The sequence below is a fragment of the Paraburkholderia sp. BR10872 genome (assembly GCF_040965835.1).
In the GTDB taxonomy this organism is placed as follows: Bacteria; Pseudomonadota; Gammaproteobacteria; order Burkholderiales; family Burkholderiaceae; genus Paraburkholderia; species Paraburkholderia nodosa_A.
The window spans coordinates 103,995-126,996 of record NZ_JBFRCN010000017.1; the positions used below are offsets into that span (position 1 = coordinate 103,995).

The following is a 23,002-nucleotide window of genomic DNA, read 5'->3' on the forward strand; positions in this document are numbered from 1 at the left end:
ACAGCCTCGGCGGCCCTGTCGGGCATGAGTGGCTGCAAGTGAAGGTGCGATAGCGTGACTGAACAGGTCAAAATGGACAGCTACGCCTGGTCCTGACCGCTCTCAGGAGCCCGCCACTTTGAGATCTGGTCATCTACGGCCCGCTGGAAGGGCGTTGGTGAATCGCCGCTACCGGCCGGGCCATCCGATCCGCTGTGCCCGGTCGAGCGAGGCTCGCACGACGAGGCGGTGGAAAGGAGCGATAAGGCCGAGATAGGCCCGACCCAGCAAACGATTGTAGAAGACAAGCGTAGTGACTATCAGCCGCTGGGGCCGGCCCTCAGATGCAGGCTGCACGAGAACCGACACACGGAAATCAAGATGCGTGTCGTTCTCGCCCAGAATGATCTCGTCTTTGTGCCGTTCGAACACGGAAAATACTAAGCCGGTCTCCCTTCGCGATTTTCAGATCGACCGTTCTTTTAAGTCCGAATGGCCATACGGCAATGTCGCGAACTCCCTGCAGCGTCGCGATCCACTCGGGTTGCTCGGCAAAGATGTGTCGAGCGAGAGACTCTGCGTCGTTGCAGGCAGTCCCTGGCAAGTCCACCGAAAATGCGTCGGCAAAATCAGCCTTGCCGTACGACCGGCTCAGCCGTGAGGTCGCCGGGAGGCCGACCTGTTCGGCCTTCTTCGAATTCGTCTGCATGGCCATTCTCCAGGCGTTCAAATTGCCCCGGCTGCCGCTGCACGTCCCAAGCGAACACAGTCGAGAAAATTGGCACGGCATATGCCTGCTTAAGCCGAAGCCAAACCGGTTGTGCGGTCCGGCAATGGACAATGCCAAGACGTTCCTGCGGTGGCTGCTCGTCTGCGAACGGACATTGGCGAAAGACCGACGGTCTTCACAGGATGCTCGGTGCCGATTTTGTCCGACCGAGAACACTGGACCGGATCACCCCTCCGGCCCAGCCCACCTTTGGGCACTGACCTCTGCCAGCGCCTCGAATATAGCCGGCGTGCGTTCAAGCCGGGCGATCGTCCGCGCGCCTTCGAGGGCTGCAACCAATGCGGCTGCCGTAGCGGACGCGCGCTCGGGAGCGAAGCCGCATCCCCTGAAATGCTCCGCAATAAGCCCAGTCGACTCAGCAAATCCGCGCGCTACCCGTTTGGTCAGGTCAGCGTCGAGCGCGGGCAGCTCATTCGCCAGATTTTGCATTAGACATCCGTACTGGAAATCAGAGGCGACCATTTCGGCCGCAAAGGTCCTGAAAATCTGATGAACAAAATTCAGGGCATCACCCGTCGTATTCGCCGAGATGTCCCGTAACACAGCAATTCGATTCGCAACGTACTCATCGATTGCTTCTTCCGCGAGTTGTGCCTTGCCGCGTGGAAAGTGAAAGTAGAACGATCCTTTAGGCGCACCGCTTTCTTCAAGGAGCTGGGTCAATCCCGTCGCAGTGTAGCCCTGGATGCGAAACAGTCGTTGGGCCGTGGCAATCGCACGGGCGCGGGCGTCAGTCTTACGTGGCATGCCGAGAACATAGCACGTTTCGCTTGCTGATTCTATGGTGATTGCCATACTATGGCGATCACCATACCAGGAGTTGCCGATGCCTCCCGACCCAATCGCAAGTCAAGAAGGCTCGTTCAATCATGCGCCGCCTGCCCAGATTGCGGCGGCGCGCTCGCTGGAACTGAACCCAGCGCTTGCATGCGGACGGGGCGTTCCGACATGAGGCATCCACGTGGCTTTATGCCTTCCCGACGAGCTGTCCTGGCGATGGGCGCGGTCAGCCTGGCGGCCTCTTTAATTCGGCCCGCCCGCGCAAACCCCATTGGAGGAATTGACTTGTCCACATCGACATATGCCGAGGGAACGCTCCCGAAGACGGTCCGCTCGCGCATGATCCACGGGGTAAATGGCCTCGATGTCCATATTCTCGAGGCCGGTTACGACAAACCCGGCCGGCCGCTCGCACTGCTTCTGCACGGTTTTCCTGATCTGGCTTACGGCTGGCGACACCTGATTCCAATTCTGGCTGACGCCGGCTACCACGTCGTAGCGCCTGACCAGCGAGGCTTTGGCCGCACCACCGGTTGGGTGAACGAGTACGACGCCGAGCTAGCGCCCTTCAGCCTTCTGAATATGACTCGCGACGCCCTCGGACTGGTTTTGGCATTGGGATATCGGCGTACGGCAATGCTTGTCGGGCACGACCTCGGCTCGCCCGTGGCGGCCTATTGTGCGCTAGCCAGACCTGATGTTTTCCCCTCGGTGGCGCTGATGAGCGCACCGTTCCCCGGCCCGCCGGCGCTTCCGTTCGACATTGCGGAAAGCGAGGTATCGCCGGTTCAACCGAACACGGCCAATCAAAAGTTAGCAGCCGCGCTGGCGGCACTCGACCCGCCGAGAGAGCATTACCAGCAATACCTGAGTTCACGAGAGGCGAACCATGACATGTGGCACCCCCCTCAGGGCTTACACGCGTTTCTTCGAGCATTTTTCTACGTCAAAAGCGCCGACTGGCCGGGAAACAAGCCGCATCCGTTGAAGGCGCTGACCGCCACAGAACTTGCACAGATGCCCACCTATTACGTCATGGATCTCGGCAAGACGATGCCCGAGACCGTCGCTCCATTCCAACCTTCCTCCGCCGATGTCATGGCCTGCAAATGGCTCACCGAGCCGGAACTTGGGGTGTACACGGAGGAGTATGGCCGCACGGGGTTTCAAGGCGCCCTGCAGGCCTATCGCGTCTTTTCCGACTCTGACCTGAACGCTGAGTTGCGCCTGTTCTCGGGCAAGACGATCGATGTCCCGTCGGTTTTCATTGGCGGGAAGAGCGATTGGGGCACCTATTCAGCGCCTGGCGCGCTCGATCTCATGAGGACGAAGGCGGCGACGAGAATGGGGGGCATCGAGTTGATCGACGGCGCCGGTCACTGGATCCAACAGGAGCAGCCGGTTCGGCTCAGCGAGCTCCTCCTTGCCTTCATCAAGGAAGTGGGCGAGCCAGGTCACATCAGCGATTAGGTTGGGGAATGGCTACCGCCTGGGCCCTTTGCGCACCGCGGTCGCGGGTCGCCCATTTGCTTGCCGACAGTCGGTCGGCGAACTGCCGCGGCCGAGAACGGCAGTTCGCCATCAACCTATAGATCGTTGACGGTCAATGAGATCGTCATTGCAACAGCCCGTCGCGAGCGTCTGCTCTAATTGGAAGGTTGATCAAAAACGCGGACAATCGCTTTGCTGCCTAGTCGGCACGCGCGCCGCCCGCTGGGCCTGAAAACACCTGTCTTCCCTCTATGCCGCTACCGCTGATTTTTCTCCCCGCGATGCCGTGCGACGGGCGGATGTACGCCGAACAGGTCCACGGACTAAAGGATCTTGTATCAGCGTCTGTTTGCGTACTCACGCAATCGACTTTTGCCGAAAGTGCGGAGAGCCTTTTGGCTTCCACAAAAGGCCCATTCATCCTCGCTGGCACAGCCTATGGTGGGTGCCTTGCAATGGAGGTGCTGGCACGGTGTCCAGATCGTGTCCACGGAATCTGGCTAATGAACTGCCAACCAGGCGTTCACCCGAATCCGGATGTGGCTCGTGCAACAAGCCAGAGAATTCGTTCCGGCGAACATGAGCGCGTAATCGCGGAGTTCGCCGAGCATGCGATTCCTTCTCAGGACGTTGTTTCGAGGGCTGCGTTCGTTCAGATGGCCCGCGACACGGGGGCCGAAGTATTCGCACGCCAGTCGGATGCTACGTTGACTCGTTCAGATCATTGGCCGACGCTTGCAGCGAGCAGGATACCAACACTGCTCGTATGGGGGGACGCTGACCGTTTCGTTCCAGTCAGCGTCGGCCGTCGCATTGCCACGTTGATTCCGCACGCCCGCTTTGTGTCGCTCGAAGGTTGCGGACACTTCCCAACCCTCGAGCGGCCGTCGCTCTGCACCGAGCTTGCACGTCGTTGGCTGGTCGAGTCAGCCCTCGGCTGAATTCCATATTGCTCAGGCAGCCGGGCGTCGCCCAGCGTGCTTCGGTAGGTCATCGGCCAAATGAATCCACGGCACCGCTTCTCTCTCCGCGCTGCGTGAGCGGTTGAAGTTTTCTCGAAGAAATCGAAGCGGAATCGACCTATGTGGTAAGTATTCCTATTAAAACCGTGTGGATACTATTTAAACTTACACGAATAGAACATACCCACCTTGCGTCTCGACGCTGATGATCGTGCCCAGGCCTTCCACTCACGCAGTGTCATTCAAAGTCAGGTCACGAGATCTTGAAGGAAATCCGCGTGTGCTCTTTTGGGGTCGTCCTTGCGCCACGTTCCAATTTATCGAGATGATCGGCCCAAGCCTGCATCATTTTCCGACGTGCGGGCAGGTATTCAGCAAATTTGTAAGCGCTCCGAACCTCGTCGCGTTCACCGTGTGACCCCCACCAACCAGCGGGAGTCAACGGACCAAGCCAGCAAACAGCGGAACAGCCGACGGCCTGAGAAGCCCACCCAGTAAGGGTTTCGGCTACTCCATCGGAATATGTTGGAGTTCTATGGAATAGCGAATGGTGGGCCGGGTGGGGTTCGAACCCACGACGTCCTTTCGGAGGCGGATTATGAGTCCGCTGCCTGCAACCAACACGGCGTCCGGCCCACGAAGCTACGAAGCGTAGCGACAAACGAAACAACGATGACGTGTCAACAAAAAAGCCCGGTCTACCCAAAGGCCGGGCTTTTCGACGACAGGCCGACATACTACACGAAAGCGGGTCGGCCTGGCCATCTTGCACATGACTTCTGTGCATTAAAACCAACCAATCTCAATTCCCTTCAAGGAACGACTTGAGCTTGTCCGAACGGCTCGGGTGGCGCAGCTTGCGCAGCGCCTTCGCTTCGATCTGGCGAATGCGCTCGCGCGTCACGTCGAACTGCTTGCCCACTTCTTCGAGCGTGTGATCGGTGCTCATTTCGATGCCGAAGCGCATGCGCAGCACCTTCGCCTCGCGCGGCGTAAGCGAGTCGAGCACGTCCTTCACGACATCGCGCATCGAGGCATGCAGCGCGGCGTCGGCAGGCGCCACCGTGTTGTTGTCCTCGATGAAGTCGCCCAGATGCGAATCGTCGTCGTCGCCGATCGGCGTTTCCATGGAGATCGGCTCCTTCGCGATCTTCATGATCTTGCGGATCTTGTCCTCCGGCATTTCCATCTTCTCGGCGAGCGTTGCCGGATCCGGCTCGAGACCGGTTTCCTGCAGGATCTGCCGCGAAATGCGGTTCATCTTGTTGATCGTTTCGATCATGTGAACCGGAATGCGGATCGTGCGCGCCTGGTCCGCGATCGAGCGCGTGATGGCCTGACGGATCCACCACGTCGCGTAGGTCGAGAACTTGTAGCCGCGCCGATATTCGAACTTGTCCACCGCCTTCATCAGGCCGATGTTGCCTTCCTGGATCAGGTCGAGAAACTGCAGGCCACGGTTCGTGTACTTCTTCGCAATCGAGATCACGAGACGCAGGTTCGCCTCGGTCATCTCGCGCTTCGCCTGGCGAGCCTTGAGTTCGCCGGCCGCCATCTGGCGGTTGGTTTCCTTCAGGTCCTTGAGCGGCAGCACCACGCGCGCCTGCAGATCGAGCAGGCGCTGCTGCTGTTCGCGGATGGCCGGAATGTTGCGCGAAAGGATGCCGCTATACGCATGGCTCTCGCCGACGATCTTCTCCGACCACTCGAGGTCGGTTTCATTGCCCGGGAAACGCGCGATGAACTCCGAGCGCGGCATGCCGCACTTGTCCACGACCGTGTGAAGAATCTGGCGTTCGACCTGGCGCACTTCGTCCACCTGTGCACGCAGCGTGTCGCACAGACGCTCGACGGTACGCGCCGTGAAGCGGATCGACATCAGCTCGTTCTGGATGGTTTCCTGCGCCTTGAGGTAAGACTTCGACTTGTAGCCTTCCTTCTCGAACGCACGGCGCATCTTGTCGAACCATTCGCTGATGAGCGCGAACTTTTCGAGCGAGGCACGCTTGAGGGCTTCGAGCTGCGCCGCGTTGGCCGTCGCCTGCGCCGCGCCGTCGTCCTCTTCCTCCTCCTCTTCTTCTTCCTCTTCGGCCTCTTCCTCTTCGTCCTCGTTTTCGATCTCTTCCGCTTCCTTCGCGTTGAAGCCGTCGGTGTCTTCGGCGTTCGGATCGATCAGGCCGTCGACGAGCTCGTCCACGCGAATCTCGTCGTTCGCCACGCGCTCGGCCATGGCGAGGATGTCGGCAATGGTGGTCGGGCAGGCGGAGATCGCCATGACCATGTGCTTGAGGCCGTCTTCAATGCGCTTGGCGATCTCGATTTCGCCCTCGCGCGTGAGGAGCTCGACCGTGCCCATTTCGCGCATGTACATACGCACCGGATCGGTCGTGCGGCCAAATTCGGAGTCGACGGTGGAAAGCGCGACTTCCGCTTCCTCTTCCACTTCGTCGTCCGAAGAAGCGTTGGGCGCGTTGTCGTTGAGCAGCAGCGTTTCGGCGTCGGGGGCCTGCTCGTAGACGGCCACGCCCATGTCGTTGAACGTGCTGATGATGCCTTCGATCGCCTCGGTTTCCGTGAAGTTGTCCGGGAGGTGATCGTTGATTTCCGCATAGGTGAGGAAGCCGCGCTCCTTGCCGAGCTTGATGAGCGCACGCAGCTTCGTGCGGCGCTCCTCGAGCTCCTCGACGGTGCCGGGCTGCGACGACGCGAACGCGTCTTTCAGCAGCGCCTTCTCCTTCGCTCGCCGGTCGCGCGCACGGGTGGTCTTTTCGACCTTGCCCGCGGCGGGGGTGCTGTCTTCGCTCTGGTTTGCGTCGTCATCGACGGGTACTTCATTCAGCTTTTTCGTCATGGAGTTCGCCGTACCGGCTAGTGTCTCGACTCGCGGCTGCTGGACAACAGCCTCTTGAACCGTGGATGCTTGAGCCTCGCGCTCTGCCGCATCGTCCTCGACGGCAGGCACTTCCCTTGCACTTCTCGAACCGGACCGCTTCGTTGCCGGCTGCGTAGCGGCTTTCGCCGCACGGACAGGCGCTGCTCGCGCAGCCGAAACAGTCATCGACCTCTTCCGGGTAGCCGGTTCAGAACGGTTGGTGGACCCACTGCCCGACGACCGGGCGGAAGAACTGGCAACTGTGGCCGTTGTGACCTTGCTGGTCGGCTCCGTCGAGCCCTTGCCTGTTGCCTTTTTTCCGCCTGTAGTCTTTGCCATTGCCATTCCGCCCCTTGCTGGAAAACTGGACATTCACGGATTACCCCAACCCATTATGCCCACCCGGAAAAAACAAAAACAAACCGCTGAAAACCTGTTATTTTAGCACGCAGGGCAATAATCCCCCTGTGCGGTCCTTCCCTTACAAACCGAGCTGACGTTTCATGTCAGCCCGCGTCTGATTCAGTGACATCAATTCGGCAAGTTCCTCAGGCGTATGTCGCGACTGCCGCGAAAGCGCGTCCAGGCGATCGCAACAGGCGTCGTACCGCATTTTCAGGATTGCCGCCGTCAATTCTTCGCTCACGAGCCGCTCCTGCTCGCGGCGCTCCTCCACTGCAGCGCCATCTTCCGGATTTTTCATCAGCAAATCCCGAACGTTTTCATCATAGTCCAGAATTTCGCGAAAAATCTCCTCGAAGGTTGGAGCATTGGCCCCATTTCTCAGCAGGTCCGAAAGGAGCTGAAATTCCGCCGACTCGCCCAGCGCCCGCGCGTGAGTGGTTACTTCCTCGAACAGCTCGCCGTGGCGCGTCAGTCCGATCAACGCCTTTTCGGCCTCTTCCTCCAGTTGCAGCACGATGCGCGGGTGCATCACGAGGTTGCGCAGCGCCTTGCGCTCGATCCCGGTCACGAGGTGCCGGTCCTTGCGTGCGGGCGCCTGGCGCGCCGCCCGGGCAATGCGCGCGTCGACTTCGCACAGCGCCGCCACTTCTTCGAACGGCACGTCGAGGCGGTCCGCGAACATGTGCATGATCTGCGCCCGCAGGGCGTTCGCCGGCAGCTGCTGCAGCAGCGGCTTCGCGTCGAACAGCGCCCGGGCGCGCCCTTCCGGCTGGTCCAGTTCCTTGTCCGCCAGCACCTCGTTGAGCATGAACTGGGACAGCGGCATGGCCCGCTCGACCTGCTCCGAGAACGCCTCGGTGCCGAATTCGCGCACGTAGCTGTCCGGGTCGTGCTCCTGGGGCAGGAACAGGAAGCGGATCGTGCGATTGTCGGCCGCGTGCGGCAGGCAAGCGTCGAGCGCACGGCGCGCCGCGCGGCGGCCCGCCGAGTCGCCGTCGAAGCTGAAAATCACCGTGTCGGTCTGACGCATGAGCTTCTGCACGTGGATCGGCGTGCACGCGGTGCCAAGCGTCGCCACGGCATTCTGGAAACCCAGCTGAGCGAGCGCGACGACATCCATATACCCCTCGACCACCAGAACGTAGCGCTGTTCCCGGATCGCGAGGCGGGCCTCGAACAACCCGTACAGTTCGCTGCCCTTGTTAAATAGCGGCGTTTCCGGGGAATTCAAATATTTGGGCTCGCCGCCATCCAGCACACGGCCACCAAAGCCGATGACCTGACCCTTCACGTTGCGGATCGGGAACATCACGCGGTCGCGGAAACGGTCGTAGCGGCGCGACTGGCCTTGCGCGTCCTGCTTTTCGCTGACGATGACGAGACCCGCCTCGACGAGCGCATCGTCGCGATAGTTGGTAAACGCAGATTCGAGGTTCTGCCATCCATCGGGCGCGTAGCCGAGGCCGAAGCGCGCGGCGATTTCGCCGGTGAGGCCGCGCTTCTTGAGGTACTGGATGGCGTTGGTCGCGCTGCGCAGCTGCTTGCGGTAGTAGTCGCAGGCAGTCTGCATGACGTCGGAAAGCGCGGTGGTGACGGCCTTCGAGGCTGCCGGAGCATAGCCGCCCGCCGCGCCAGCCCCACCGCCGCCGCCACGCATGGGCGAAGGCTCTTGCGGCACGGTCAGGCCGACCGACTGGGCGAGTTGCTCGACGGCTTCAGGGAACGTCAGTCCCGCGTGCTCCATGAGGAAGCCGATGGCGGTGCCGTGCGCGCCACAGCCGAAGCAGTGATAAAACTGCTTGGTTGGACTAACCGTGAACGAAGGGCTCTTCTCGTTGTGGAACGGACACAAGCCCATGAAGTTCGCGCCGCCCTTCTTGAGCTGCACGTAGCGACCCACCACGTCGACGATATCGACGCGGTTCAGCAGGTCTTGCAGGAACGAATGCGGAATCATCGAAGCGAGCGCGCTTGGGCAGCCGGGGCTCGCGCGGCCCTATACGTGACATACGCGCGGCATACGCGTGACGTACGGGCCTCACGGCGTCCGCCCTTGGGCCGGGCCGGCGCCGCGTGCGAGCCGGTTGCGCTTACTTCGAGAGCGCGGCTTTGACGAGCCCGGAAACGGCCGTCATGTCGGCGCGCCCGGCCAGCTTCGGCTTAAGCACACCCATCACCTTGCCCATGTCCTGCGGGCCGGCTGCGCCCACCTGGGCGACGGCGGCCTGCACTTCGGCGGCGATCTCGGCGTCCGAGAGCTGCGCGGGCATGTAGGCGGTCAGGACGACCAGCTCGGCGGCTTCCTTCTCGACGAGATCGGTGCGGCCCGCGGCCTCGAACTGGCTGATCGAGTCCTTGCGCTGCTTGATCATCTTGTCGATGACGGCCGTGATGCCCGCGTCGTCGAGCGTCACGCGATCGTCGACTTCACGTTGCTTGATAGCGGCGAGCAGCAGACGAATCGTGGCGAGGCGCTCGCTTTCGCGCGCGCGCATCGCGGTTTTCATGTCGTCGTTGATCTGGTCTTTGAGACTCATCACTCACCTGAAATACGTTGGGGTTGCTGGAATGCAAAAACCCGCCTGGAAACGCTTCCAGGCGGGTTGGCGCAAATTCGACATGGTTGCGACCACACCAGAGGACAGCGGCGGCCGCGTTGCGCGATGAAACCAGAGACCGCGGACCGGCTGTCCACGTCGCCGTGACATTGATGCGAGGCCCACGCTGGAACTGCGCGGGCACGCGTCACGGCTACGCCGGAATCAGTACAGCTTTTTCGGCAACATCTGGCTGCGCAGACGCTTGAAGTGGCGCTTCACCGCCGCCGCCTTCTTGCGCTTGCGTTCAGCCGTAGGCTTCTCGTAGAACTCGCGCGCGCGAAGCTCGGTCAAGAGACCGTTCTTCTCGATCGTGCGCTTGAAGCGGCGCATGGCAACTTCAAAGGGTTCGTTTTCTTTTACGCGGATGGTCGTCATTTTCCAATAACGGATCGGGGGTAAAGAAAATTGAGTATAGCAGTTCCGGGTTGGGGCATCGCGTGCCGGTTCGGGGGGAAACCCCAATTCCGGCAGCCGCCCCGATCGCCCCCGGAGCCTTCCCCGGCGGGGCTGCGCAGCATCATCAGGCAGCGCCCGGCCCGACCAGCAGCAACGGCACATGCGTGATCTCGATGGCGCGCTGGGCGACGCTGCCGAGCAGCCAGCGCGCGACGCCACGCCGGCCCTGCGTGCCGAGCGCGACGAGATCGGCTTGCCAATCCTGCGCGTCGCGCAAAACGGTGTGGGCGATGTCATCGCGCATGCGCCCGGTGGCGACCAGCGCCGTTTCATAAGCACGTCCTGACACGTCGAGCTGCGTGTGTGCGCTGGCCAGCGCCTTGCGCCCGAGGTCGGCAAGCGCATCTTCCAGCACCGAGCCCGGCACCGGGTCGCCGGCCACGCTGCTGCGGTCCACGACATAAACCGCGCGCAAGGTGGTTTGCGGTTCGGCCAGCCGCAGCGCCGCGTCGATCGCCTGCGCCGAGGCCGGACTGCCGTCCGTCGCCAGCAGGATGCGGGCGAGTGGCGCGTGACCGTTCGCTTCCTCGTACTCCACGGGCACGACCAGCAGCGGACAGGGCGCGCAAACCGCGAGCGCGCCCGAAACCGAACCGTCGACCCAGCGCTTCATGCGCCCCTGGTGCCGCGTGCCGACCACCAGCATGTCGGCCTCCCAGTCACGCGCCGCGTCGGCGAGCGCAGGCACGACAGTGCCTGCTTCGCCGGAAAGACCGACCACCTGCCCTTCGACCAGCGCGACCTGGCCGTTGAACGCCGACATCGCGTGCTCGAGCGTACGCTCGGCGGCGTGGAGAGAATCGCCGCGCGCCGCGTTGAGCGCGCCCGTCATCCACGCATCGCCCGCGCTGTACGCGCCGCCCGCGTTCCACGCGCCCGGCTGTTCGGCTGCGCAGACGATACGCACCTGGGCGTCGCGCGGCACCACGCGCGACGCGAAACGCAGTGCCTGCGTCGATGCCTTCGAATCGTCCACGGCAATCATGATTCGCCGCAGTGGCCCGCGCATTTGCCCGCTGTGCTGCTGTTCCTCTCGATTCACGTTTCGTACCTTTTCCTCGTGGTCAGGCATTCAAGCGTGAACCTCGGGCGCCCAGCCAACAATGACAGGGGTCAACCGCGAGAGATTCGGCAGTGCGTATCGGTCAGGAAATCAGCCCGCGCCCAGTGAATATTCGGCGGCAGCCTCGCCGGCCGCGACGCCCGAGGCCCACGCCCACTGGAAGTTGTAGCCGCCAAGCCAGCCCGTCACGTCCACGGCTTCGCCTATGAAATAGAGGCCAGGCACGCGCTGGCTCATCATCGTCGCCGAGGAAAGCTCGCGTGTGTCCACGCCGCCGCGCGTGACTTCGGCCTTCTTGTAGCCTTCGGTGCCCGTGGGAGTAAGCGTCCACTGCGCCAGCCCCTCGCCGATCTTGCGCAGCGTTTTATCGGGCAGATCGGCAATACGCGCGTCGGCCTTCACCTGATGCGCCTCCAGCCATACATGCGCGAGGCGTGCCGGCACCCACTCGGCGAGCAGGTTGCCGATCTGACGTTTCGTCGCGCCCTTGGCGTCGATCAGCGCCGCCGCCGGATCGTGCTCGGGCAGCAGGTTCACGCGGATCGGCTGGCCGGGCTGCCAGAAGCTCGAAATCTGCAGGACGCCGGGGCCGGAAAGGCCGCGATGCGTGAAGAGCAGGTCTTCGTCGAACGCGCCCCCGGTCCTGCGCTCGCCCGTCGCCACGTGGACTTCGAGCGATACGCCCGCGAGCGGCACATAAGGCGCCCACTCGTCGTGCGCGAACGTGAGCGGCACGAGCGCCGGACGCGTGTCAACGAGTTTGTGGCCGAACTGCTTCGCGACGCGATAGGCGAAGTCGGTTGCGCCGATCTTCGGGATCGACAGGCCGCCCGTCGCGATCACGAGCGCTTTCGCGCGTATCTCGCCCTGCGGCGTGCCGAGCGTGAAGCCCGCGCCGTCGGCGTGGCTCACCGCTTCGACGGGCAGCGGCCGGCGCCACGCCACGTGGCCCGCGTCGCACTCGGCGCGCAGGACGTCGATGATCGCGTCGCTCGACTGGTCGCAAAAAAGCTGGCCCTTGTGCTTTTCGTGCCAGGTCACGCGATGCTGGCGCAGCAGCGCGAGGAAGTCGCGCGGCGTGTAACGCGCCAGCGCCGAACGGCAGAAATGCGGGTTGTGCGAGAGATAGTTGGCCGGGCTCGCGTGCAGGTTCGTGAAGTTGCAGCGCCCCCCGCCCGAGATGCGGATTTTTTCCGCGAGGCGCGGCGCGTGGTCGATCAGCGCCACGCGGCGGCCCTGCTGGCCCGCCACCGCCGCGCACATCATGCCGGCCGCCCCTGCGCCGATCACGGCGATGTCGAAAGATTCCATGGCGCGCATTCTACCTGCGCGGCGGCGGGGCTTGTCCGGGAGGGACACCACTTGCCGCGCTCAACCGGCTTCGACGCGCGCTGCTATACTTTTATGTTCTGTTAATTCTTGATTTAGCGGCGGTTTTTGGCGGCTCGTGCCGCGCAATGCCGTCGCCCTGCCTCCCACCATGCTCGTTCTCGGCATCGAAAGCTCCTGCGACGAAACCGGCCTCGCGCTCTACGACAGCGAGCGCGGCCTGCTCGCGCACGCGCTGCATTCGCAGATCGCCATGCACCGCGAGTACGGCGGCGTCGTGCCGGAGCTTGCCTCGCGCGACCATATCCGCCGTGCGCTGCCGCTGCTCGAAGAAGTGCTCGCGAAGAGCGGCGCCGCGAAAAGCGACATCGACGCCATCGCCTTCACGCAGGGCCCCGGCCTCGCGGGCGCGCTGCTCGTGGGCGCGAGCATCGCCAATGCGCTCGCCATGGCCTGGAATCGGCCGACCGTGGGGATTCACCACCTCGAAGGGCACCTGCTTTCGCCGCTGCTGGTCGATGCGCCGCCGCCGTTTCCGTTCGTCGCGCTGCTCGTGTCGGGCGGCCATACGCAACTCATGCGCGTGACCGACGTGGGCGTCTACGAAACCCTCGGCGAGACGCTCGACGACGCCGCCGGCGAAGCCTTCGACAAAACGGCCAAGCTGCTCGGCCTCGGCTATCCGGGCGGCCCGGAAGTCTCGCGCCTCGCGGAGTTCGGCACGCCAGGCGCGGTCGAACTGCCGCGTCCGATGCTTCATTCGGGCGATCTCGACTTCAGCTTCAGCGGCCTCAAGACGGCCGTGCTCACGCAGGTGAAGAAGCTCGGCACGAACATCTGCGAGCAGGGCAAGGCCGACATCGCACGCGGTTTCGTCGACGCAGCCGTCGAGGTGCTGGCCGCGAAATCGCTCGCCGCGCTCAAGCGCACGAAGATGAAGCGCCTTGTGGTGGCTGGCGGCGTGGGGGCCAACAAGCAGTTGCGCGAGACGCTTTCGGCGGCGGCGCAAAAGCGCGGCTTCGAGGTGCATTACCCGGACCTGTCGCTGTGCACCGACAACGGCGCGATGATCGCGCTCGCGGGGGCGCTGCGCCTCGCGCGCTGGCCCGAGCAGGCCACGCGCGATTATGCGTTCACGGTAAAGCCGCGCTGGGATCTGACGTCGCTCGCGCAGCACTAATCCGTTCGCCACTGCAGAAGCCGCCCAAGGGCCACGCCCTTCGGCGGCTTTTTTATTGACGGTGCAACCAGGTGGCCGGCGTTACGCCGCGCGCTTGTCGTGCTCGATCACGGCGTAGGCGCTGTGATTGTGGATCGACTCGAAGTTTTCGGCTTCGAGCGTATAGGCGATCACGCGCGCATCGGCATTCAGTCGCACGGCCACGTCGCGCACGAGGTCTTCGACGAACTTGGGGTTCTCATACGCGCGCTCGGTCACGAACTTCTCGTCCGGACGCTTGAGCAGGCCCCACAGCTCGCACGACGCCTCTTGTTCGGCGATGCGAAGGAGGTCTTCCACCGGCAGGTCGCCTTCGAACTCGACATTCATCGTCACGTGCGAGCGCTGATTGTGCGCGCCGTACTGCGAGATCTTCTTCGAGCACGGGCACAGGCTCGTCACGGGCACGAGCACCTTGAGGAACAGGCGCGTTTGCCCGTTGCGCACGTCGCCCGTGAGCGTCACTTCGTAGTCCAGCAGACTTTCCACGCCCGACACCGGCGCCACTTTCTTCACGAAGTACGGGAACGTCACTTCGATACGTCCCGCCTGCGATTCGAGCTTCGCGAGCATCGCGGCCAGCATGGCGCGGAACGTGGCGGGTTCGAGCGGCGCCTTGTTCTCTTCGAGCAGCGCGACGAAGCGCGACATGTGCGTGCCCTTCTGGTCGGCCGGCAGATGAACGTCGAGATTCCACATGCCGACGCTCGGCTGGACGTCGCCCGCGCCCGTCTTCACCGTGAGCGGATGGCGCACGGCCTTCACGCCGACGCGCTGGATCACGATCTGACGGGTATCGACGGAGCTTTGGACGTCCGGCATCACGAAGGCCGGGTTCATCTGATTCATGTTCTTATCCTCAAGCCGCGCCATACGCGGCGCGCAAATAACAAACGCCGGCATGAGCCGGCGTTTGCTGGCGGAAAGCCGGGTAGGAACCCGCCCGCCAGTTCAAATGTGAATTGGGCTGCCGCGAGGGCGACGCACCAATCAAACTATCGCGATCTCAATCGACCTCAGGCAACGCGCATCACCGACTTGCCGGACACTGCCTTGTCGAGAAAGCGCTCGCGAATCGACTTCGCGATCCCTGCTGCGTCGAGCCCGCAGCCCGCCAGCAGCTTCGCCGGGTCGCCGTGGTCGATGAAGCGGTCGGGGAGGCCCAATTGTAGTACGGGCTTGATAACCCCACTTTCAAGGAGGGCTTCCACGCAGGCCGAACCGGCGCCGCCCATGATGCAGCCTTCCTCGACGGTCACGAGGTAGTCGTGCGTTTCGGCGAGCTGCTTCACGAGGTCCGCGTCGAGCGGCTTCACGAAGCGCATGTTCGCCACGGTGGCGTCCAGTTCCTCGGCGGCCTTGAGCGACGGCGCAACCATCGTGCCGAACGCAAGGATCGCGATGCGGCTGCCTGCCGGCGCGTTGCTCTCGCGGCGGACTTCGCCCTTGCCCACCGGCAGCGCGGCCATCTGCTTGACGGTCGCCACGCCCGTGCCCGCACCGCGCGGGTAGCGCACGGCCGTCGGGCAGTCCTGCTGGAGCGCCGTGTAAAGCATCTGGCGGCATTCGTTTTCGTCCGACGCCGCCATGATCATCATGTTCGGAATGCAGCGCATGAACGCGAGATCGTACGCGCCGGCGTGCGTTGCGCCGTCCGCGCCGACGAGGCCCGCGCGGTCGATCGCGAACACGACGGGCAGGTTCTGCAGGGCCACGTCGTGGATCAGCTGGTCGTACGCGCGCTGCAGGAAGGTCGAGTAGATCGCGACCACGGGCTTCAGGCCTTCTGCCGCGATGCCGCCCGCGAACGTGACTGCGTGCTGCTCGGCGATGCCGACGTCGTAGTAGCGGTCCGGGAAGCGCTTTTCGAACTCGACGAGGCCCGAGCCTTCGCGCATGGCCGGCGTGATGCCGATCACGCGCGAATCGAGTTCAGCCGCGTCGCACAGCCATTCGCCGAACACCTGCGTGTAGGTCTTCTTGGCGGGCGTTGTCGACGGCTTGATGCCTTCGGCCGGGTTGAACTTGCCGGGACCGTGGTACAGGACCGGGTCGGCTTCGGCGAGCTTGTAGCCCTGGCCTTTCTTCGTCACGACGTGCAGGAATTGCGGGCCGCGCAGTTCCTTGATGTTCTGCAGCGTCGGGATCAGCGAATCCAGATCGTGGCCGTCGATCGGCCCGATGTAGTTAAAGCCGAATTCCTCGAACAGCGTAGCCGGCACGATCATGCCCTTCGCGTGCTCTTCGAGCTTGCGCGCGAGGTCGAGCACCGGCGGCGCATGGCGCAGCACGCGCTCCACGCCCGCGCGTGCGGCGGCGTAGAAGCGGCCCGACATGAGGCGCGCGAGATGGCGATTGAGCGCGCCAACCGGCGGCGAAATCGACATGTCGTTGTCGTTGAGGATGACGAGCAGCGGCACGTCGTCTTCCACGCCGCCGTTGTTCAGTGCCTCGAAGGCCATGCCGGCCGTCATCGCGCCGTCGCCGATCACGGCGATGCCCATGGCGTTGTCGCCCTTGAGCTTGCTCGCCACGGCCATGCCGAGCGCCGCCGAAATCGACGTGCTCGAGTGCGCGGTGCCGAACGTGTCGTACGGCGACTCGTCGCGTTTCGGGAAACCCGAAATGCCGCCGAGTTGGCGCAGCGTCGACATCTGGTCGCGGCGGCCCGTCAGGATCTTGTGCGGATAGGTCTGATGGCCCACGTCCCAGACGATGCGGTCGCGCGGCGTGTCGAACACGTAGTGCAGCGCGATCGTCAGTTCGACCGTACCGAGGTTGGACGACAGGTGGCCGCCCGTCTGCGAGACGCTCTCGAGAACGAAGGCACGCAGTTCGTCGGCAAGCGGTTGCAACTGGCGGCGATCAAGGCGGCGCAAATCCGCCGGGTCGTCAATGGTTTTCAGCAAGTCGTACATCGTCGTTCCATTGTAGGAAAACTGGCGCTCCCGCACTTTTTCTGCGCATTACTTCCATTTCATGCGCGTGGGCGGGTTGCGCGGTCAGCTCACCCGGTTCACCACCAGGTCAGCGAGTTCGGCGAGGCGCTGAGCGCGCGCGCCGAACGGTTCGAGCGCCGCGTGCGCGTCGGCGCGCAACTGCTGCGCGAGCGCACGCGAGGCATCGAGACCGATAATCGACACGTAGGTCGGCTTGCCGTCCTTCGCGTCCTTGCCAGCGGTCTTGCCGAGCGTTGCGGAGTCGGCGGTGACGTCGAGAATATCGTCCACCACCTGGAACGCGAGGCCCACGGCCGCCGCGTATTTGTCGAGTGCGGCGAGGTTTTCCGCCGAAGGCGTCTCGCCCGCCAGCGCGCCCATGCGGACCGCGGCGCGCAAGAGCGCGCCGGTCTTCAGGCGGTGCATCGTTTCGAGCTGCTCGCGGGTGAGCGAATGGCCCACGCTCGCGAGGTCGATGGCCTGGCCGCCGGCCATGCCGATCGAGCCGCTGGCCAGCGCGAGTTCGCGCACGAGCGATGCCTGGTGCTGGGCACCGAGCACATCGGAGGTCAGCGTGACGAAGGCTTGCGACTGCAGCGCATCGCCCACCAGCAGCGCCGTCGGTTCGTCATATTTGACGTGTACGGTGGGTTTGCCGCGACGCATGTCGTCGTCGTCCATGCACGGCATGTCGTCGTGCACGAGCGAGTAGACGTGGATCATTTCGAGCGCGCAGGCCGCCGCGTCGAGCGCTTGCGGCGTGGCGTTGGTGAGTTCGCCCGCCGCGTGGCACAGGAGCGGACGCACCCGCTTGCCGCCGCCCATTACGGCATAACGCATGGCGTCATGCAGCGGCGCCGGCAATACGTCGGCAGCCGGCAAATAGTGATCGAGCGCGCTTTCGACCCGGTCGAGTACGTGCCGGGTCCATTGGTCAAATGTCATAGATCGTCGTCTCCGCCCGCTGCGGAGTCTGTCGTATTGAGGGGCACGGGCCGCAGCGTCTCGCCGTCGAGCACGCGCACCTGTTGTTCAACCTTTTCGAGCTGCTGCTGGCAGAAGCGCACGAGCGCCGCGCCACGGCGGTAGGCTGCAAGCGATTCTTCCAGACTCAGGCTGCCGCCTTCCATGCGTGCAACGAGCCCGTCGAGCTCCGCAAGCGCCACCTCGTAGCTCTCTGGCAGGGCTTCGCCCTCGGCCAGCCCGGCTTCGCTTTCGCCCGCGCCAGCGCGGTCTTTCGTTGCGGATTTCGCCATGAGTCGTCGCCAGAATGAAACAAGGCGGACATTCTACGGCAAAAGGTCCCGTTCGACCCGCTCCCCGGCTTGTGTACCCTCTCGACCACATGTTCGGGGCCAGTACAAATCGGTTCCAGAAGGCCCGATTACCCGTGCATTTGTCTCATACTTCCTGAATTCCTGCCGTCTTTCCGGTGTAATTTTGGCAAAAATCAGTCACTTAGCTACCCCACGAGGGGGTAACCGGGTATAATCGCCGGCTCCCTAAATCGAATCTTCGATGGTTGGGTTGTTCACTGCTTTCACGTCTTCATCGGGAGTGGGAATGTCCAATCTGAGCAATGCATTGCAGCTGAAGTCTATTCACAGCCAGCTGCCAGTCACCGCTTATTTTGACGAAGCGCTACTCAAGCGCGAAATCGACACGCTTTTCCAGAAGGGTCCTCGCTACGTCGGGCACGAACTCATGGTGCCCGAGGCGGGAAACTATTTTGCGCTGCCCGGCGAAAAAGAAGGCCGCGTGCTCGTTCGCAACAAGAGCAACGAAATCGAGCTGCTCTCGAACGTGTGCCGGCATCGCCAGGCCATCATGCTAAACGGTCGCGGCACGGCAGACAACATTGTATGTCCGCTGCATCGCTGGACCTATGACCTCAAGGGCGAATTGCTCGGCGCGCCGCACTTCGCGGACAAGCCGTGCCTGAATCTGAACAGCTCGCCGCTCCAGAAGTGGAACGGGCTGCTGTTCGAATCCGCGGGCCGCGACGTCGCGCGCGATCTCGCCCGCCTTGGGCCGGCGAAACACCTCGACTTTACGGACTACATGTTCGATCACGTCGAGGTTCACGAGTGCAACTACAACTGGAAGACCTTCATCGAGGTCTATCTGGAAGACTATCACGTCGTGCCGTTCCACCCGGGACTCGGCAACTTCGTCTCGTGCGACGATCTCCAGTGGGAGTTCGGCGAGTGGTATAGCGTGCAGACCGTCGGCGTGCACAAGCACCTCGGCAAGCCGGGCAGCCCGACGTACCGCAAGTGGCACGACGAAGTCCTGCGCTTCCGTAACGGTGAGCCGCCGGAGTTCGGCGCGATCTGGATGGTGTACTACCCGAATCTCATGATCGAGTGGTATCCGCACGTGCTCGTGGTCTCGTGGCTGATCCCCGAAGGCACGCAGAAGACGAAGAACATCGTCGAGTTCTATTACCCCGAGGAAATCACGCTCTTCGAGCGCGAGTTCGTCGAGGCCGAGCGCGCCGCCTATATGGAAACCGCCGTCGAAGACGACGAGATTGCCGAGCGCATGGACGCCGGTCGCAGGGCGCTGTTCGAGCGTGGCGTTTCCGAGGTCGGCCCGTACCAGAGCCCGATGGAAGACGGCATGCAGCACTTCCACGAGTTTCTGCGCCGCGAGTTGGGACCGATCTGACGCACGGCCTGGCGCGGGCGTCGGGCAACTCGAACGCATCACGGAAAGACGGGCTTCGCCCCGTCTTTTTGTTTAGACTGACGGCACCGGGCCGTCGCATCGCGAGAGAGGGCGGCCTTGCACGATTCAAGGAGCCGTCATGCCCCACACGCACTACACCACGCTGATCTCGGCCGCCAATCTGCACGAACGCCTGACCGCCGCGCCGGGCAGCGTGCTGGTTTTCGACTGCCGCTTCGATCTCGCCAATCCCGCCGCGGGTGAGAACGCCTATGCGCTCGGCCATCTGCCCGGCGCCCAATACCTGCATCTGGACCGCGACCTCTCGGGCCCGAAAACCGGCAAGAACGGCCGCCATCCGCTGCCCGACCGCTCGGCGCTCGTCGCCACACTCCTGCTGCGCGGGCTCAACGAAGGCCAGCAGGTCGTGGCCTACGACGCGCAAGGCGGCGCCTACGCCGCCCGCCTGTGGTGGCTCCTGCGCTGGCTCGGCCACGACTCGGTGGCCGTGCTCGACGGCGGCCTCAAGGCGTGGGAAGCCGCGGGCTTCCCGCTCGTGCGCGACGTGCCGACACCCGCGCGCGGCACCTTCAAGGCCGGCGCGCCGCTGCAGGTGACGGTGGACGCGCAGGCCATCGTCCGCAATCTCGCCACGCACGAACTCACGGTCGTCGACGCGCGCGCCGCCGACCGCTATCGCGGCGAGAACGAAACGATCGACCCGGTGGGCGGCCATATTCCTGGCGCACGCAATCGGTTTTATCAGGACAATCTCACGCCGGACGGCCGCTTCAAGTCGGCGCATGCGCTGCGCGAAGATTTTACGGCGGTGCTGCCTGGCATCACGCCCGAACACGTGGTCCTGCAATGCGGCTCGGGCGTGACCGCCTGCCACAATGCGCTCGCGATGGAGATTGCCGGCCTGCACGGCGCGGCGCTCTATCCCGGTTCGTGGAGCGAATGGAGCGCCGACGCGTCGCGGCCGGTCGCGACTGGCCCCAACCCCTAAGCCGGGTATCCGGAGCCGGGCACGGCGTCACACCACGCCGTGCTCCTTGAACCAGGCAATCGCGCGCTTCCAGCCATCCTCCGCATCGGCCTTGCGATAGCTCGGCCGGTAGTCCGCGAAGAACGCGTGGCCCGCATCGTTGTACACGACGATTTGCGAGCCGCGCCCATCCTGCGGACCCTGCGCGATGGCGGCCTTCATCTGCTCGAGCGTGTTCTGCGGAATGCTGTTGTCCTGCAAGCCATACATGCCGAGTACCGGCACCTGCAGATTGCCCGCGAGATCGAGCGGATTCTGCGGCGAATTTTCCGTGTGTGCGCCCGCCACGCGGCCATACCAGGAAACCGCCGCCTTGATGCGCGGATTGTGCTCGGCATAGAGCCACGTGTAGACCCCGCCCCAACAGAAGCCATTGACGCCCACGCGCTTCAGATCGCCACCGTTCTCGCCAGCCCAGACAAGCGCCGCATCGATGTCGCCGAGCACCTGTGCATCGGGCACCTTGCTCGCGATGTTCTCGCTGATTTGCTGCACTGTCGGGTACGCCGAGGCATCCCCCTGACGCACGAAGAAGTCCGGCGCGATGGCCAGATAGCCGAGCTTCGCAAAGCGGCGGCACACATCGGCGATATGCTCGTGCACGCCGAAGATCTCGTGGATCACGATGATCACCGGCAAGTGCGTCTTGCCGCGCGGCTGCGCGCGATACGCCGGGATGAGCGTGCCGCCGGACTGGAAGCCGATCTCGCCGGCTTCGAGGCCTTCGCTGTCGGTGTGAATGGTTTGCGCCGAGACGGGCAGCACGGCAGCGGCGAATCCGCTGCCGAGCGCCGCCTTGATGAAGGTGCGCCGATCGAACGGCACGTGCGGGACGAGGCTATCGACTTCGGGTTTCAGCATGCAGCGCTCCTTGAAGATAGATCAAACAGCGGAAACAGGCAGAATAGCGCCGCGCCCCGGACACAAGCGCCGCCCGGTGCAGCCGCTCAGTGCAGCTTCACGCGCGGCAACGTCGTGCGGCGCAGCCAGTGCGCGAAGGTGTCGAGCACCATGCGCGCGTAGCCGTGCAGCGCCGCGATGTGCAGCCGGTACAGCGACATGTACATGAAACGGGCAAACAACCCTTCGATCAACATATTCCCGCCGATCAGCCCGCCCATCAGATTGCCGACCGCGCTGAAGTGCCCGAGCGACACCAGCGAGCCGAAGTCGCGATAGGTGAACTCTTCCAGCGGCTTGCCGGCGAGCAGATTGCCCAGCGACTTGAACAGGAAAGTGGCCTGCTGGTGTGCGGCTTGCGCGCGCGGCGGCACACCGCGTTCGTGGCCCGGCCATTCGCAGGCCGCGCAGTCGCCGAGCGCGAAGATGTTGTCGTCGAGTTCCGTTTGCAGCGTACGGCGCACGATCAGTTGGCCGAGCTTGTTGACGGTGAGACCGTCGAGCCGCGAGAGCACAGCCGGCGCGGTAATGCCAGCGGCCCAGACCGTGAGGTCCGCGCGCAGGTTCTTGCCGCTCGCGGTGCGCACGACGCCAGGCGCCACTTCGATCACGCGTTCGCTCGTCAGCAGCTTCACGCCGAGCTTGTTCAGCAGCTCGCCTGTCGCCGAAGAAACGCGCTCCGGCAGCGCGGGCAGGATGCGCGGGCCGGCCTCGATCAGCACGATGCCCACGTCGTTGCGCGGATCGAGCTTGTGCAGTCCATAGGCCGACAGCACCTGCGCGGTGTTGCGCAGCTCGGCTGAAAGCTCGACGCCCGTCGCGCCCGCGCCGATGATCGCCACCTGCACGCGCGGCTCGGCGCCGGCGTCCATGGCCGGCGCGAGGTCGTCCGCCGTCACCTCCACCGCGACTTTTTCGGGCGCTTGATGTTCGGCGCGCATGCACGCGGCGATCAAACGCTTGCGAAACCGCTCGGCCTGCTCGACGGTGTCGAGCGCGATGGAATTCTCGGCCGCGCCCGGCACGCCGAAAAAATGCGTCGTGCTGCCGATTGCGAGCACGAGCGTGTCGTATTCGAGCACGCGCTCGGGCAGCATTTCCGCGCCGTCTTCGTCGAGCACGCGCCCGAGCGTGATGCGCTTTGCCGCGCGGTCGAGCCCGGTCAGCTCGCCCTGCTGGAACTCGAAGCCATGCCAGCGCGCCTGCGCCGGATATTCGAGCTGATGCGTGAATGGGTCCATGCTGCCCGCCGCGACTTCGTGCAGGAGCGGTTTCCAGATATGCGTTGGATTGCGGTCGACCAGCGTGATCGATGCCGCTTGCGGCTTGCCCCGCTTCGCGCGCGCCTCGCCATAACGATCGCCGAGCCGTGTTGCCAGCTCCAGCCCGCCTGCGCCTCCTCCCACAACGATAAAGCGATGCATAGACTCTCCGTGCATGTCGAAAGGCGATAGAAAGGCCGATGCGTCGACAACGTGACGTGCGAGGCACCGGCCTTC

19 protein-coding genes, 1 tRNA gene and 1 pseudogene are annotated in these 23,002 nt (G+C 63.8%); 6 read left to right on the forward strand and 15 right to left on the reverse strand.

What is annotated here, in order from left to right:
• Window positions 1-168 precede the first annotated feature (168 nt).
• Both AB4Y43_RS15830 and AB4Y43_RS15835 read right to left on the reverse strand, forming a co-directional pair.
• Window positions 169-769, reverse strand: a pseudogene (locus AB4Y43_RS15830) (DUF2867 domain-containing protein).
• 165 nt (window positions 770-934) lie between these two features.
• On the reverse strand, window positions 935-1,564 hold the full coding sequence (locus tag AB4Y43_RS15835) for a TetR/AcrR family transcriptional regulator (RefSeq protein WP_069261327.1): 630 nt from the start codon (window positions 1,562-1,564) through the stop codon (window positions 935-937).
• A gap of 324 nt (window positions 1,565-1,888) precedes the next feature.
• Here AB4Y43_RS15835 and AB4Y43_RS15840 point away from each other — a divergent pair, with 324 nt between their 5' ends.
• Complete coding sequence (locus AB4Y43_RS15840) at window positions 1,889-3,019, forward strand: alpha/beta fold hydrolase (protein WP_368728206.1); 1,131 nt, start codon at window positions 1,889-1,891, stop codon at window positions 3,017-3,019.
• A gap of 320 nt (window positions 3,020-3,339) precedes the next feature.
• The gene (locus AB4Y43_RS15845) at window positions 3,340-3,981 is read left to right on the forward strand and encodes an alpha/beta fold hydrolase (RefSeq protein ID WP_256094437.1); all 642 of its coding nucleotides are present in this window, start codon (window positions 3,340-3,342) and stop codon (window positions 3,979-3,981) included.
• 569 nt (window positions 3,982-4,550) lie between these two features.
• Here the strand turns inward: AB4Y43_RS15845 and AB4Y43_RS15850 are convergent.
• Window positions 4,551-4,638 (reverse strand) — tRNA-Ile (locus AB4Y43_RS15850).
• A 166-nt stretch (window positions 4,639-4,804) separates the two neighbouring features.
• The gene (rpoD, locus tag AB4Y43_RS15855) at window positions 4,805-7,060 is read right to left on the reverse strand and encodes an RNA polymerase sigma factor RpoD (protein WP_256094438.1); all 2,256 of its coding nucleotides are present in this window, start codon (window positions 7,058-7,060) and stop codon (window positions 4,805-4,807) included.
• Between the two features lie 34 nt (window positions 7,061-7,094).
• Between rpoD and AB4Y43_RS15860 the strand changes: the two genes are divergently transcribed.
• A complete protein-coding gene (locus AB4Y43_RS15860) occupies window positions 7,095-7,319 on the forward strand; it encodes a hypothetical protein (RefSeq protein ID WP_256094439.1) in 225 nt (74 codons plus the stop codon).
• 36 nt (window positions 7,320-7,355) lie between these two features.
• On the opposite strand, the gene dnaG is transcribed toward AB4Y43_RS15860, so the two are convergent.
• From dnaG to AB4Y43_RS15885, 5 genes are all read right to left on the reverse strand, one after another.
• Window positions 7,356-9,236, reverse strand: coding sequence for a DNA primase (dnaG, locus tag AB4Y43_RS15865; RefSeq protein ID WP_069261328.1), 1,881 nt, complete (start codon window positions 9,234-9,236; stop codon window positions 7,356-7,358).
• Window positions 9,237-9,369: 133 nt separating this feature from the next.
• Complete coding sequence (locus tag AB4Y43_RS15870; protein WP_069261329.1) at window positions 9,370-9,816, reverse strand: GatB/YqeY domain-containing protein; 447 nt, start codon at window positions 9,814-9,816, stop codon at window positions 9,370-9,372.
• Between the two features lie 225 nt (window positions 9,817-10,041).
• Window positions 10,042-10,254, reverse strand: a complete 213-nt coding sequence (gene rpsU / locus AB4Y43_RS15875; protein WP_013434742.1) for a 30S ribosomal protein S21 — start codon at window positions 10,252-10,254, stop codon at window positions 10,042-10,044.
• Between the two features lie 145 nt (window positions 10,255-10,399).
• Window positions 10,400-11,377, reverse strand: coding sequence for a universal stress protein (locus AB4Y43_RS15880; protein ID WP_368728195.1), 978 nt, complete (start codon window positions 11,375-11,377; stop codon window positions 10,400-10,402).
• Between the two features lie 111 nt (window positions 11,378-11,488).
• On the reverse strand, window positions 11,489-12,709 hold the full coding sequence (locus AB4Y43_RS15885; RefSeq protein WP_368728196.1) for an NAD(P)/FAD-dependent oxidoreductase: 1,221 nt from the start codon (window positions 12,707-12,709) through the stop codon (window positions 11,489-11,491).
• A 169-nt stretch (window positions 12,710-12,878) separates the two neighbouring features.
• Here AB4Y43_RS15885 and tsaD point away from each other — a divergent pair, with 169 nt between their 5' ends.
• On the forward strand, window positions 12,879-13,907 hold the full coding sequence (gene tsaD, locus AB4Y43_RS15890; RefSeq protein WP_342947178.1) for a tRNA (adenosine(37)-N6)-threonylcarbamoyltransferase complex transferase subunit TsaD: 1,029 nt from the start codon (window positions 12,879-12,881) through the stop codon (window positions 13,905-13,907).
• 81 nt (window positions 13,908-13,988) lie between these two features.
• Here tsaD and folE2 read toward each other — a convergent pair whose 3' ends face one another.
• From folE2 to AB4Y43_RS15910, 4 genes are all read right to left on the reverse strand, one after another.
• Window positions 13,989-14,795, reverse strand: a complete 807-nt coding sequence (folE2, locus tag AB4Y43_RS15895; RefSeq protein WP_368728197.1) for a GTP cyclohydrolase FolE2 — start codon at window positions 14,793-14,795, stop codon at window positions 13,989-13,991.
• Between the two features lie 167 nt (window positions 14,796-14,962).
• Window positions 14,963-16,864: a 1-deoxy-D-xylulose-5-phosphate synthase gene (gene dxs / locus AB4Y43_RS15900; RefSeq protein WP_069261333.1), complete on the reverse strand. Its 1,902-nt coding sequence runs from the start codon at window positions 16,862-16,864 to the stop codon at window positions 14,963-14,965.
• Window positions 16,865-16,948: 84 nt separating this feature from the next.
• Entirely contained in the window at window positions 16,949-17,830 is an 882-nt protein-coding gene (locus tag AB4Y43_RS15905) for a polyprenyl synthetase family protein (protein WP_069261334.1), read from the reverse strand.
• On the reverse strand, window positions 17,827-18,141 hold the full coding sequence (locus AB4Y43_RS15910; RefSeq protein WP_342946998.1) for an exodeoxyribonuclease VII small subunit: 315 nt from the start codon (window positions 18,139-18,141) through the stop codon (window positions 17,827-17,829). Before AB4Y43_RS15910 ends, AB4Y43_RS15905 begins: the two co-directional genes overlap by 4 nt.
• A 307-nt stretch (window positions 18,142-18,448) precedes the next feature.
• On the opposite strand from AB4Y43_RS15910, the gene AB4Y43_RS15915 reads away from it, so the two are divergent.
• Entirely contained in the window at window positions 18,449-19,555 is a 1,107-nt protein-coding gene (locus tag AB4Y43_RS15915; RefSeq protein ID WP_069261336.1) for an aromatic ring-hydroxylating dioxygenase subunit alpha, read from the forward strand.
• A gap of 139 nt (window positions 19,556-19,694) precedes the next feature.
• Complete coding sequence (locus AB4Y43_RS15920) at window positions 19,695-20,564, forward strand: sulfurtransferase (RefSeq protein WP_069261337.1); 870 nt, start codon at window positions 19,695-19,697, stop codon at window positions 20,562-20,564.
• A gap of 27 nt (window positions 20,565-20,591) precedes the next feature.
• Here AB4Y43_RS15920 and AB4Y43_RS15925 read toward each other — a convergent pair whose 3' ends face one another.
• The gene (locus AB4Y43_RS15925) at window positions 20,592-21,464 is read right to left on the reverse strand and encodes a dienelactone hydrolase family protein (RefSeq protein ID WP_069261338.1); all 873 of its coding nucleotides are present in this window, start codon (window positions 21,462-21,464) and stop codon (window positions 20,592-20,594) included.
• Window positions 21,465-21,550: 86 nt separating this feature from the next.
• A complete protein-coding gene (locus AB4Y43_RS15930; RefSeq protein WP_069261339.1) occupies window positions 21,551-22,927 on the reverse strand; it encodes an NAD(P)/FAD-dependent oxidoreductase in 1,377 nt (458 codons plus the stop codon).
• Window positions 22,928-23,002 lie beyond the last annotated feature (75 nt).